Origin of the sequence: Arthrobacter gandavensis, assembly GCF_039528575.1 — a bacterium.
Lineage (GTDB): Bacteria > Actinomycetota > Actinomycetes > Actinomycetales > Micrococcaceae > Arthrobacter_B > Arthrobacter_B citreus_B.
This window is the reverse complement of the sequence record NZ_BAAALV010000002.1, coordinates 613,076-625,545: the sequence shown is the minus strand read 5'-3', so window position 1 is coordinate 625,545 and position 12,470 is coordinate 613,076. Positions and strand designations below refer to the sequence as shown.

The 12,470-nt window shown below is 67.6% G+C and carries 10 protein-coding genes; 5 read left to right on the top strand and 5 right to left on the bottom strand.

The features are described 5' to 3' along the window. Positions 1-73: 73 nt before the first annotated feature. From ABFX29_RS06175 to ABFX29_RS06160, 4 genes are all read right to left on the bottom strand, one after another. A complete protein-coding gene (locus ABFX29_RS06175; protein WP_152225788.1) occupies positions 74-1,030 on the bottom strand; it encodes an ATP-grasp domain-containing protein in 957 nt (318 codons plus the stop codon). A 38-nt stretch (positions 1,031-1,068) separates the two neighbouring features. Then, positions 1,069-2,649, bottom strand: a complete 1,581-nt coding sequence (locus tag ABFX29_RS06170) for an AbgT family transporter (protein ID WP_152225786.1) — start codon at positions 2,647-2,649, stop codon at positions 1,069-1,071. Between the two features lie 51 nt (positions 2,650-2,700). Continuing rightward, on the bottom strand, positions 2,701-4,026 hold the full coding sequence (locus ABFX29_RS06165) for a M20 family metallopeptidase (protein WP_152225784.1): 1,326 nt from the start codon (positions 4,024-4,026) through the stop codon (positions 2,701-2,703). Positions 4,027-4,157: 131 nt separating this feature from the next. Then, complete coding sequence (locus ABFX29_RS06160; protein ID WP_152225781.1) at positions 4,158-4,910, bottom strand: SDR family NAD(P)-dependent oxidoreductase; 753 nt, start codon at positions 4,908-4,910, stop codon at positions 4,158-4,160. A 134-nt stretch (positions 4,911-5,044) separates the two neighbouring features. Between ABFX29_RS06160 and ABFX29_RS06155 the strand changes: the two genes are divergently transcribed. The 5 genes from ABFX29_RS06155 (at position 5,045) to ABFX29_RS06135 (ending at position 10,418) form a co-directional block, all read left to right on the top strand. Continuing rightward, positions 5,045-5,722, top strand: a complete 678-nt coding sequence (locus ABFX29_RS06155) for a phosphoribosyltransferase (RefSeq protein ID WP_211372333.1) — start codon at positions 5,045-5,047, stop codon at positions 5,720-5,722. Between the two features lie 120 nt (positions 5,723-5,842). Continuing rightward, positions 5,843-6,433: an HdeD family acid-resistance protein gene (locus tag ABFX29_RS06150; protein ID WP_170287710.1), complete on the top strand. Its 591-nt coding sequence runs from the start codon at positions 5,843-5,845 to the stop codon at positions 6,431-6,433. A 201-nt stretch (positions 6,434-6,634) separates the two neighbouring features. Next, the gene (locus ABFX29_RS06145; RefSeq protein ID WP_152225775.1) at positions 6,635-7,921 is read left to right on the top strand and encodes an ammonium transporter; all 1,287 of its coding nucleotides are present in this window, start codon (positions 6,635-6,637) and stop codon (positions 7,919-7,921) included. 141 nt (positions 7,922-8,062) lie between these two features. Continuing rightward, entirely contained in the window at positions 8,063-8,821 is a 759-nt protein-coding gene (locus ABFX29_RS06140) for a LamB/YcsF family protein (protein ID WP_152225773.1), read from the top strand. Position 8,822: 1 nt separating this feature from the next. Then, complete coding sequence (locus ABFX29_RS06135; RefSeq protein WP_152225771.1) at positions 8,823-10,418, top strand: 5-oxoprolinase subunit B/C family protein; 1,596 nt, start codon at positions 8,823-8,825, stop codon at positions 10,416-10,418. A 57-nt stretch (positions 10,419-10,475) separates the two neighbouring features. Here ABFX29_RS06135 and ABFX29_RS06130 read toward each other — a convergent pair whose 3' ends face one another. Then, on the bottom strand, positions 10,476-12,266 hold the full coding sequence (locus ABFX29_RS06130) for a thiamine pyrophosphate-requiring protein (RefSeq protein WP_152225769.1): 1,791 nt from the start codon (positions 12,264-12,266) through the stop codon (positions 10,476-10,478). Positions 12,267-12,470: the final 204 nt, after the last annotated feature.

Genomic DNA, 12,470 nt, shown 5'->3' with positions numbered 1-12,470 from the left:
CTTAGTTTCGGTACTTTCCGACTATATTCCAGTCCCCGCATAGATGGAGAAAGCACCGGGATTTCCGCCCCTCCTACTGCGCTGCGAGCCCGCCCAGATACCGTGCGAGCTGCCGCGGCGCGGAGACCGGCGCAGCGGCGTCGACCACTGCGTTGTAATTGGTGTTGGTGTTCACGTCATAAGTCAGGACCCGGCCGTCGGCCGCCTCAATGAACTCGATGCCGCAGACCTCCAGGTTCATCCGGCGGGCAAACTCCTCGTACCGGGCGATGATCGGATGGTCGAACCCTTCCCGCAGGCTGAAGAGCTGGGTGTCCGGTTCCGGTGCGATCGATGCCCCCGGCGGCATAATCGGCGTTCCGGTGGCCGGATCGATGGCGCAGGCATCGGCGGGGCAGAGCTGGAAGCCCCCGCGGGCGGTGTCTGCGCGGATGGCGTAGACGAACTTCCCGCCTACGAGTTCCACCCGGCTGATGGACGGTTCAGCCGCCTGGATGAATTCCTGCACCAGGGTGATGCCGTCCTGCGGCTCCTCGAATTCGTCCGACGCCACGTAGTCCGCCAGTTCCCCGTGGGATTCGAACTTGCGTACGCCCAGGCCCTTGCCGCCCTGGTTGTGCTTCAGGATGAACGGCACCGGAAATTCCTTGGCGGCAGCGAGGATCTGGTTCCGGCCAATCGCAGCCACAGTTCGCGGCGTCTCAATGCCTGCTGCACGCAGCGCAGTGAGCTGGTCCACCTTGCTCATTTCAAGTTCCAGCACCCGGCGGCCGTTGACCGTACGGCGGCCGTGCGCCTCCAGCCAGGCCAGCACTGCGCGGGCATAGTCCTTGGAGAGGCCGTGCCCGCGGGTGTGGGAGGAGGCACTGATCCGGGACCAGAAGATTCCTTCCGGCGGCGCTGCGTCCACGTCAAGGATGCCGTCCGTCAGCAGCCATTCATGCACCTCGACCCCTTCGGCCTCGAAGGCCTTGGCAAAGGGCGGGAACCACTCGGGATTCTCGTGCAGGGCGTATACGGGCAGTGCCATGGGGAGACCTTTCAACAGCGTTGGAGCGTGATGGAAGCCTACTGGATGAAGATGCCGTTGCCCGGGCCGAGGGGAAGGTTGAAGACATAAAAGACAGTCAGCACCGCTACCCACGCGATCCAGAAGACCACCGTGAAGGGCAGCATCCGTGAGATGACCGTTCCCAGCCCGGCGGAAGGTTCATACCGGCGCAGCATGGTGAGCAGCACAATCATGTACGGGTTCAGCGGAGTGAGGACCTGGGTAGCCGAATCACCCACCCGGAACGCCGCCTGCACAAATGCCGGTTCGTATCCCAGCAGCGCGAACATGGGCACAAAGACGGCGGCCATCAGGGTCCACATCGCCGAGCCGGAGATGATGAACAGGTTCAGCAGGGAGGCCAGCACAATGAAGGCCAGGATGGCCGGGTAACCGGTGAGACCGATGGACTCAAGCCCGGAGGCTCCCGCGACGGCGATCCAGTTGCCGATCCCGGACCAGTTGAACAGCGCAATGAACTGCCCCAGCACGAAGGCGAGGACCAGGAACCCGCTCATCTCCTTGATGGACTGGCCCATCACCCGGGGGATGTCCCTGGCACCGGGCATGGTTCCGGTAATCCGCCCGTACACCAGGCCGGGGACCACGAACATCACGAACACGATGAAGACAATCGAGGAGAGCAGCGGGGAGGAGGGCAGGAACCCGCCGTCCTCGTTGCGCCACGGCGAATTGGGCACCAGCGCTGCCGCGGCAATCGCCCCGGCCACCAGGGCACCCAGTACCAGTGCCCAGCGCAGGCCGCGCCGCTCCACAGGGGTCAGGTTCGGGTCCAGGACCTCTGAAGCCGCTCCGCCGTCCGCACCGGCATCCTCCTCTTCGGTTTCGCTGCGCGGCACGGACTGTTTCACCAGCCGGGGTTCGAGGACCTTGTCGATCAGGAACCCTGCAGCAAGGATCAGCATTCCCGAAGAGGCCACGTTGAAGAAGTAGTTGGAGAGCGGATTAACCGGCTCCCCGGGGTTGGGCAGCGCACCGGTCACCGCCGTCGTGATTCCCGCGAAAAGGGCGTCCAGCGAAGTAACCAGCATGGAGGTTGAGTACCCGGCACCTGCGGCAGCGAAGCCGCCCAGCAGCCCGGCTACCGGATGCCTTCCCGCAGCTTTGAAGACCAGCGCGGCAAGCGGCGGGATCACCACGAAGGCCGCGTCCGCCATGATGGATCCGGCCACTCCCACCAGCCCGACGGCGTAGGGCAGCGCCCAGCGCGGGGCCGCTCCGAAGGCCCGGCGGATCATGGCAGCAAGCAGCCCCGACTTTTCCGCGACCCCCACTGCGAGCAGGATCGGCAGCACCGTGGCCAGGGGCGGGAAACCAAGGTAGTTCTCCCCCAGCGTGGTGGTCAGCCAGCTCATTCCCTCCGCAGTGAACAGCCCACGGATGCGGGTGGCTTCATCGCTGCCGGGAACGGTGACGCTCACGTTTGCCCAGGCCATGGCGGTGGAGGCGACAGCCACGATCCCGAACAGCAGCAGGAACAGGATGAACGGATCAGGCAGCCGGTTCCCGACCCGCTCCACGCCGGCAAGAAGCCGGTCCGTGACGGAGGAACGGGTGGCAGCGGGGGCAGCGTTCATGGGGCGTCCTTCGGGTAGTGCGGGATCCTAAGGCGGGCTTAGCAGGAGCGGTCAATCGAAGTAGCCGGCAACGTCCACGGGCCCGCCGGCTTCGGCGAACTCCCGGGCTGCTGCACGCTGCAGCTCCGGATCACAGAAGAAGTCCAGGGCCGTCAGCGCCAGCCCTGCCGCGCCGTCCGCCGCGCCCAGCGCAGCGGCCGGCGAGCCGGCTGCCGCCGCGAACTCCCGGGTGTGCAGGGCAACGTCCGGGGCGGAGATGGCGATCAGCGGATGGATTCCGGGGACCCGGTAGCTGACGTTGCCGAAGTCAGTCGACGCTGCGAGCGTTTCCGAGACGACTCCTGCCGGCAGCGGGTCGCGTCCGCGCCGGCGCTGGGCGGAAAGCCAGCGGCCCGTCAGGGCGCGGCTTGAGCGCACGGGCAGCGAGGGCGGCTCTTCGTCCCACTCAATCTCCACCCCAGTGCCGGTCATGAGCGCTGCCCCGCGGACAATGTCCTCGATCCGGCCGCTGAGTTCCCGCAGCGTTTCGGGGTATTTGGAGCGCGCATAGAACTTCATTTCGGTGAACTCCGGAATGATGCTCGGCCGCTCCCCGCCCTGGGAGATGACAGCGTGAATGCGGTCCGACGGCGGCATCTGCTGGCGCAGCAGTCCCACGCCCTGGTAGGAGAGGGTGGCGGCGTCGAGCGCATTGCGGCCCATGAACGGCTGGGCGGAGGCATGCGCCGCAACACCGAAGAACTTCACCGTCAGCACCCGGCGTCCCAGCCAGACCTGGTCCACCACGTCCGTGCCCAGGGGGTGGACCATCATCGCGGCGTCCACACCGTCCAGGGCGCCGTGCTGGATCATGACTTCCTTGCCGGAGTACCCTTCTTCCGCCGGGGTGCCGAGGAAGACCACGGTGCCGGGAAAAGCACCAGGATCATCGCGCAGGGTTTCGGCCAGGGCCAGGAAAGCACCGGCGCCGGCTGCAGCAATGACGTTGTGGCCACAGGCGTGGCCGATTCCCGGAAGGGCGTCGTATTCAGCCAGGACGGCCACCACCGGAGCCCCGGAACCGGCCTGCGCCCGGACCGCTGTGTCCAGGCCATGGACCCCCGTCTCGGCGTCGAACCCGTGCCGTTCGAGCAGGTCAGCCACTCGTCGGGCGCTGCGGTGTTCCTGATACGCGGTTTCCGGGTCCTGGTGAAGCTCGGCAGCAAGTTCGGCCAGTTCCGGGCCCAGTGCGTCCACACGCGCCAGGACTGCCTCAGCGAGCTCTTCCGGCGCTCCGGCGAAGGGGGAATCCTCGTGCTGGATGTGACCGCGGCGGAACTGCGTCTCCTTGTCCAGATAGTCCAGGTAGTCAGTGCTTGGCTGCGTTGGCTCAGTCATGCAGCCCACCCTATGACCGTTCCGCGGGCGATTCCTGCCGGTGCCGCGTTGTCCCGCTGCGGGGGTTCCCGTGCAGGCCGGACCCCTCTAGGATTACGCCGCCGTTTCCAGTTTCGCCCCCGCGGTCCGGCCTAGCGCCCGCGGCCGGAGATCCTTGCAACCAGGCCTTGCGGCCCCCGGCTTCCCACCGCGGCCAGTACCTTGTAGCGCTTGGACGGCACGGAAACTCCTTTGCCGGCGAAGGCATCTGCGAGTCCTTCGCGGACCACGCGGTCCGCGTCCAGCCACATCCACTTGGGGTAAACCGTCTTGTCCATCTGCATGCGCTGGTGGAACTCCGTGTGCACGAATCCCGGGCAGACTGCGGTGACGGAGATGCCGCGGCCGGCGTAGTGCAGGTTGGCCCAGCGGCTGAAATTGATCACCCAGGCCTTGGCCGCACTGTAGGTCCCCCGCGGAATGAACCCCGCCACGGAGGCAACGTTGATGATCCGGCCGCCGCCGCGTTCCAGCATTGAGTTCACGGCAGCATGGCTGAGCAGCAGCGGCGCCTGGACCAGGACGGCCAGGTGGTCAATCTCTGTCTGTGCCGGGTTGGCGTGGAAGTCGTTTTTCAGCCCGTACCCGGCGTTGTTGACCAGGACAGCGACGTCGGGGCAGGCCACCCGCGCGGCCACCTTTTCCACGCCGTCCGTCGTTGACAGATCGGCGGGGATTACGGACGCTTCAACGTGATAGCGCCGGGACAGTTCCCCGGCCTTGGCCTGCAGCCGCTCTTCGTCCCGCGCGGTCAGGACTACGTTATAGCCCCGTTCGGCAAGGGCACGGGCGAATTCAGCACCCAGCCCGGCGGTGGCTCCGGTAATTACTGCCGTTTCAGTCATTGGGACAGCCTGCTACTCCCGCGATGGGTTTGGCAACGTGCACTCTCGGCGCGGCGTTGCCTGGCTGCCCGCACCCTCCTACCGTGGGAGGACCCCCGCACCGTGCAGCACGATGCCTTGAATCCAGGAGTGCCGTGGTTTCCCAGGCCAGTCATCCGTTTCCCTACGCCGACCGGGCCGACGCCGGCCGGGTACTCGCAGGCGCGCTGGAAGGCTACCGCGGCCGGCAGGACCTGCTGATCCTGGGCCTTCCGCGCGGGGGTGTTCCGGTGGCGGCGGAAGCCGCTGCTGCCCTGGACGCGGCCCTGGACGTGGTGCTGGTCCGCAAGATCGGCCATCCCCGCCAGCCGGAGCTGGCAGCGGGGGCAGTGGCAGAGGCGGGCGGCGCCGCAGCGGAAGTCTGGAACGAGGCGATCGTGCGGGCATGGCTGTCCTCTGCTGGGCCCCGCGGGCAGACGGACCTGGACGCCGTCCTGGCCGCTGAACGCAAGGAACTTCAGCGGCGGGCCCGGGTCTTCCGCGGGGACCGCGGGGTACAAGCCATCACGGGCCGCACGGTAATAGTGGTGGACGACGGCATTGCCACGGGCGCCACCATGCGCGCCGCCCTGGCCGCGGTGCGCAGCCTGGATCCGTGCCGGCTGGTGGCAGCCGCCCCGATGTCCTGCACGGCTGCCGGTTCCCTCACCGCCGCCGCGGACGACGTCGTCCTGCCGTGGCCGGACAGCGGGCTGCCGGCAGTGGGCTCCGCGTACCGCCGGTTCGGCCAGACCAGCGAGGCCGAGGTGCGCATGCTGCTGGGCATCACCTGACTGTTTAGTCCCGTCCCGGGGGCCCAAAGCGGTTCCCTGCTGGTCTGCGGCAGAGGCCCGGAGGATAATCCAAAGGGCTTGGGACAGGATTTCCGAGAGCCTTGGAGGCACACAATGTCCATGACCAGCGGTGCTTTCTACGGCGGGGGAGGGCTCGGGCTGGATACCAGCGAGCTTTCTGCCCGAACCATTTCAGCGGTACGGACAGGTTTTGGCGTAGTCGGCGCGGTGTCCCTAATCCTTGGCCTGCTGGTTCTCTTCTGGCCGGAGGCCACCCTGTCAGTCATCGCGTTCCTCTTTGGCCTGTATTTCCTGATCTCCGGTGCACTGCGGGTGGTCAGCGGAATTGCCGCCCCTTTGACGCCGGGCCTGCGGGTGCTGAGCATCATTGTGGGGCTGCTGCTTTTCATCGTGGGCATCGTCGCGATCCGCAACCCGCTCTCCTCGCTGGCCGTACTTGGCATGCTGGTGGGCATCGCCTGGATCATCGAGGGAATCATGGCACTGGCGGAGACGGAATCCGGCGGTTCCCGCTGGTACGCCATCACGTTCGGCATCCTGAGCATCGTGGCCGGAATAGTGGTGCTGTTCCTGCCGGTTGAGTCGCTTGCTGCCCTGGTGGTCTTCGGCGGAATCTTCCTGGTGGTGCTGGGGGTGGTGCAGCTGGTCCGCGCCATCACCTTTGGCCGCGGCAGCGTCCGCACCGCCTGACATGGACTTTCAGGAGGTCCCCAGCAGCCTCCCAGCAGCTGTTAACACAGCCCTAACCTGCCGGCGCTGCCGGCTGTAACACGGCGGCTCCTACGCTAAGGACAGCGGTGCGGCCCCCAGCCGCATCCCCAGTCTCGGTCTCCTTCACGTACAGATCCCGTACCGGCCTACGCGCCGGGCGCACCCGGATTGGAGCCGCACATGGATTCAGGAAATACTGCCTGGCTGCTGGCCAGCTCGGCACTGGTCTGCCTGATGATTCCAGGCATCGCCTTCTTCTACGGCGGCATGGTTGGATCCCGCCGGATCCTCAACATGATGATGATGTGTTTTGGCAGCGCCAGCCTCGTGGCCGTGCTGTGGGTGCTGTTCGGCTATTCCGCGGCCTTCGGCAACTCCCTGACGCCGCTGGGCATACTCGGCAACCCGCTGGAGTTCTTTGGCCTGGACAGCCTGCTGACCGATGACCCGGCCGCAGTGCTGCCTGTTGCCCTCTTCGCCGCCTTCCAGCTGATGTTTGCCTGCGTCACGACGGCGCTGGTCGCCGGAGCTGCCGCGGGACGGATGAAGTTCGGCGCCTGGATGGTCTTCGCGGGACTCTGGGCATCGCTGGTCTACTTCCCCGTGGCGCACTGGGTGTTCGCGTTCAGCAGCGAGGACGGCAGCGTCACCGGCGGCTGGATTGCCAACAGCCTTGGCGCGATCGACTTTGCCGGCGGCACTGCAGTCCACATGAACGCCGGAGTGGCCGCCCTGGCGCTGGCGCTCGTCCTGGGCCGCAGCCGCGGCTGGCCGCACGTCATCACCCAGCCGCACAACCGTCCGCTGGTCATCCTGGGCGCGAGCCTGCTCTGGGTGGGGTGGTATGGGTTCAACGCCGGATCCGCGCTGAGCGCCGGGCATACCGCCGCCGTCGTTTTCCTCAACACCGCTGTTGCCGCCGCTGCCGGCCTGCTGGGTTGGGCGCTGATGGAACGGCTGCGGCTGGGCCGTTCCTCCACCTTGGGCGCTGCCTCCGGCCTTATTTCCGGCCTGGTGGCCATCACACCCGCCTGCGGTGCAGTCAGCCCGCTGGGGGCCGTGGCAATCGGCGCGATCGCCGGTTTGGTTTGCTCGCTGGCCATCGAACTCAAGTTCCGCCTGGGCTATGACGATTCGCTCGACGTCGTGGGCGTGCACCTCGTGGGCGGCGTGATCGGCACCCTGCTGATCGGGTTCTTCGCGACCGCAGCGGCACCGAACGGTGTCAGCGGAGTGTTCTACGGGGGCGGCTGGTCCCTGCTGGGAGTACAGACCGTTGCCACGATTGCAGTGCTGGCCTACTCGTTCGTGCTCACGTGGGCGATCGCCAAGGTCCTGGACCTGGTGATGGGCCTGCGGGTCCCGGAAGAACACGAGGTCAAGGGCATAGACCTTGCCGCGCATTCGGAATCGGCCTACCTCACGGATGAAGAGCCCGCTGAGCTGGGCGCACCTGTCCGGCCCTAGGGGATGCTGCAGGCCGGCGGGGGTCCGCTAGCGCGGGGCCCCGCCGGACCGGCGCCCGGGGGCCGCCCGGGACACGTGTTGAAGTTGGCTGCGGAAACCGCGAAGCTGGAGCGAAGCACACGCCCAGGAAGGATTCCCCGCATGGCCACGATCGACCTCAATGCCGACGTCGGTGAGTCCTTTGGCCGGTGGTCCCTGGGGGATGACGCCGCCATGATCGGTGCCGTCTCCAGCGCCAACGTGGCCTGCGGATTCCATGCGGGGGACGCCAGCACCATGTACGCAGCCTGCCTTGCCGCTGCCCAGGCCGGCACCGCCGTCGGGGCCCATCCCGGTTACCGGGACCTTTCCGGTTTCGGCCGCCGCGCACTGGACGTAGAGCCTGCTGAACTTACCGGCGAAGTGATCTACCAGATCGGCGCGCTGCAGTCCCTCGCCCGGGCGGCCGGAACCGAAGTCCGGTACGTCAAGCCGCACGGGGCGCTGTACAACCGGATTGCCGCGGATCCGGTGCAGGCCCAGGCCGTGGTCGATGCGCTCTGTGCCGTGGACCCGAACCTGCCGCTGGTGGTGCTTCCCGGCTCAGTCATGGAGCAGCTGGCGGCGCAGTCCGGCCTCCGGACCATCGCCGAAGCCTTCGCGGACCGCGCCTACAACCCCGATGGCAGCCTGGTCTCCCGCAGCTTGCCCGGCGCCGTGCTGACAGACCTGGCGGAAATCACGGACCATGTGCTGCGCCTGGCCATCGACGGCAAGATCCAGGCCCTGGACGGCACCGTCATCGATGTGGCCGCGGACAGCATCTGCGTGCACGGAGACACCCCGGGGGCAGTGGCCATGGGACAGTCCGTGCGCAGCGCCCTCGAAGCCGGCGGCGTCAGAATTGCCAGTTTCGCCTAGCATGCATTCCGCACAGGTTGCCCTGACCGTCCGCCCGGCCGGCGAGCGCGCCCTGCTGCTGGAAACCGCGGGGACCGCACAGGCCTTTGCCCTGCACCAGTACCTTTCCGCCGCTCCCCTGCCCGGCCAGGTTGAGGCCGTGCCCGCCGCCCGCACGGTGCTGGTCCGTTTCGCCACCGGTGCGCAGGCGCGGCAGGCCGCCGGGCCCGCGGCGGAACTTGAACCGGGTGCTTCCCCGGAACCCGCCGCTGATGCTCCCCTGGTTGAGCTTCCAACGATTTACGACGGCGAGGACCTGGACGACGTCGCCCGGCTCACCGGACTCGGGTCGGCTGAGGCAGTGGTTCAGGCCCATACTGCGGCACTGTGGACAGCGGCGTTCTGCGGTTTCGCTCCGGGGTTCGCCTACCTGACGGGCGGCGGCCCGCAGTTGGAGGTTCCCCGCCGGGAGGAGCCCCGCACGGCCGTTCCTGCAGGTGCAGTGGCCCTGGCCGGCGAGTATTCGGCGGCCTATCCGGGAGTTTCACCGGGCGGCTGGCAGCTGATCGGCCGCACTTCCGCAGCGCTCTGGGACCTTGAACGGGAGTTCCCGGCGCTGATCTCTCCGGGAACGCGCGTCCGTTTTGTTCCGGTCCGGGAGCAGGTGCTGGTCTCCGAACCGGGGACGCAGGAGGCGCTCCGCGACGGTACTGAAACACCGAAGGCCGGGCCGGTTCCCCGGCCGGGCGCCGAAATCCTTGCAGCAGGCCCGCTGGCCACCGTGCAGGACCTTGGGCGCCCCGGACACAGCCACGTAGGCGTCGGCCGGTCCGGTGCCGCGGACCGATCGGCGCTGCTCCGGGCCAACCGCCTCACCGGCAATCCCCCGGGCGCTGCCGGGCTGGAAGTGCTCTTCGGCGGACTCCGGCTGCGCGCCGGGAAGGACCTGGTGCTGGCGGTTACCGGCGCGGATACACCAGTGTCCATCCGCACCTCGGACGGCACGGAACGAGCTGCACCCCTGGAGGAACCGTTTGTCCTGCGCAGCGGCAGCGAGCTGGCCCTCGGCGCTCCGGCGGCTGGCCTGCGCTCCTACCTGGCGTTCCGCGGCGGGATCGAGGCCGCACCCGTGCTGGGCAGCCGATCCACCGACACCCTCGCCGGACTCGGACCGCGGCCGCTGCGGGACGGAGACATCCTTGACGTAGGCAGGGACCCGGGCACCGCCGTCGGGCATCCGGAAACGCCTCCTCCCCTGCCCGGCGGCGGCGTCACGGAGCTGCGCTACATTCCCGGGCCCCGCCAGGACTGGTTTGGCACGGACGGAACCAATGCCTTCGAATCCCGAATCTGGACCGTGGGCGAGAGGTCCAACCGGGTGGGTATTCGATTCGACGGAGAAGCCCTCACGGGGCGGGAAGACGGGGAGCTCGCCAGTGAGGCGATGCTGCCGGGTTCGGTGCAGGTGCCGCCGTCGGGCCTTCCGATCCTGTTCCTGGCCGATGCTCCGGTGACCGGAGGGTATCCGGTGATCGGCGTCGTCGTGGAAGCGGACCTGGACGCGGCAGCGCAGCTGCGTCCCGGCTCGGCCGTTCGGTTTATCCCCGCCGCGAGATAGCAGAAACTGCCCGTTAGGACGCTGGTACGTGCAGTTTCTGCTATCTCGGGGAGGGCGCTAGGAACCGGCAAGGTCCTCTTCCTGCCGCAGGTACTCCTGAAGCAGTTCGCGGGCATGGGCGGTATCCGGCCCTTCCTTCTCCAGGGCGTCCATCATCTCCTTGCCTTTACTGCGTCCGGCCGGGAACGGCGGCAGCAGCGGTACGTCCGGATCGGAGAGGACTTCAATCAGCACCGGCCGGTCCGCGTCCAGGGCCGCATCCCAGGCCGGACCGATCTGCGCAGGATCCTCCACCCTGATGCCCTGCAGCCCCAGCAGCTCCGCGTAACGGGCGTAGGAGAAATCCGGAAGCGCCTGGCTCTGCTCGAACCGCGGATCACCCTCCATCTCGCGCTGCTCCCACGTCACCTCTGCCAGCTCGCGGTTATTCAGGACCATGAGCACAAACCGCGGATCCGCCCAGCGGGGCCAGAGCCTGCTGACGGTGATGAGCTCGGACAGCCCGGCCATCTGCATGGCTCCGTCGCCGGAAAGCGCCACCACCGGCCGCTCCGGGGCTGCCAGCTTGGCCGCAAGTCCATAGGGGATCGAGCAGCCCATGCTCGCCAGCGTGCTGGAGAGGTGCGCGGGCACGCCCGCGGGCAGGCGCAGTTGACGGGCGTACCAGTACACGCTGCTTCCGACGTCGACTGCCACCTGCGCGTTGTGCGGCAGCCTGCTGTTCAGCTCCCGCACCGCCAGCTCCGGGTTCACCGGGTTGGCGGCAGTTGCGGCGCGTTCGGCGGCCAGCCGGTCCCAGTCCTGGACGGCGGATTCGACCGCGGTACGCCACGGTGAATCGCTGCGTTCGGTGACCAGCGGCAGCAGGGCGTCCAGGGCGGCTGCGGCGTCGCCGGTGACGGCCGCTTCCACCGGGTACCGGTTGCCGATTGCCGCAGCATCCACATCGATCTGCACGGCCCTCGCCGCGCCGGGCGGCGGATAGAACTCGGTCCAGGGGTCGTTGGAGCCAACTATTACCAGCGTGTCGCACTCCCCCAGGACAAAGCCGCTGGCGCTGGTACCCAGATGCCCCATCACGCCGGCCGCCAGCGGATGGGACTCATCCACGTACGGCTTGCCCATCAGCGACGTCGTGATTCCGGCGCCGGTCTTCTCCGCGAGTGCCCTGACCTGCGGCCAGGCGCCGCGTGCGCCCTGCCCAACGAGGAAGGCCACCCGCTCGCCGTCGTTGATTACCGCCGCTGCGGCCTCAAGATCTCCGGCTGCCGGCACCAGGTTCGGCGGACTCCACACCGGTGCGCTGGTGACGATCCCGTGTTCGTGGTCCAGGTCCGGAGCAGGCGCCTGCTGGACGTCGTGCGGAATGATCACGACGGCGGGGGCACGGTCCGCGAGCGCTGCCTTGAACGCGCGGTCCAGCACCAGGGGAAGCTGCTCCGGGCTGTTGACCTGCTGGCGGAAGGAGGAGGCGACGTCGCGGGTGAGGTTAAGCAGGTCGATTTCCTGCATGTAGGCCGAGCCAAGGACGCTGCGGGACTGCTGGCCGATGATCGCCACCACCGGAACGCTGTCCATCTTCGCGTCATACAGGCCGTTGAGCAGATGGACCGCTCCCGGCCCCTGGGTAGAGAGCATCACGCCGGGCCGGCCAGTGTACTTAGCGTGGCCCACGGCCATGAAAGCAGCGTTTTCCTCATGCCTGGCCTGGACAAACTCAGGGGAGCCGGAGCGGCGCAGGGCACCGAGGACCGTGTTGATTCCGTCGCCGCTGTAGCCGAAGATCCGCTCAACACCCCAGGCCTGGAGACGTTCAACAATCACATCTGCAACGAGCCGTTCTGCCATGGAAACCTCCATTAGTCAGCTTGCTTACGGGCTTGGCTGCCACTATTCCATGGGCCGCCCGCCGGAGCCAAGCAGGGGCGGGCAACCGCCCTTGCCCCAGACGGGCGTCATATGGCGTGACATATATCACTTGTGGCGTACCCTAGGGGCCACTTCCCATCAGTCCCTGCCAGCATCAGGCCACCACCCATACCTAGGAGCAGT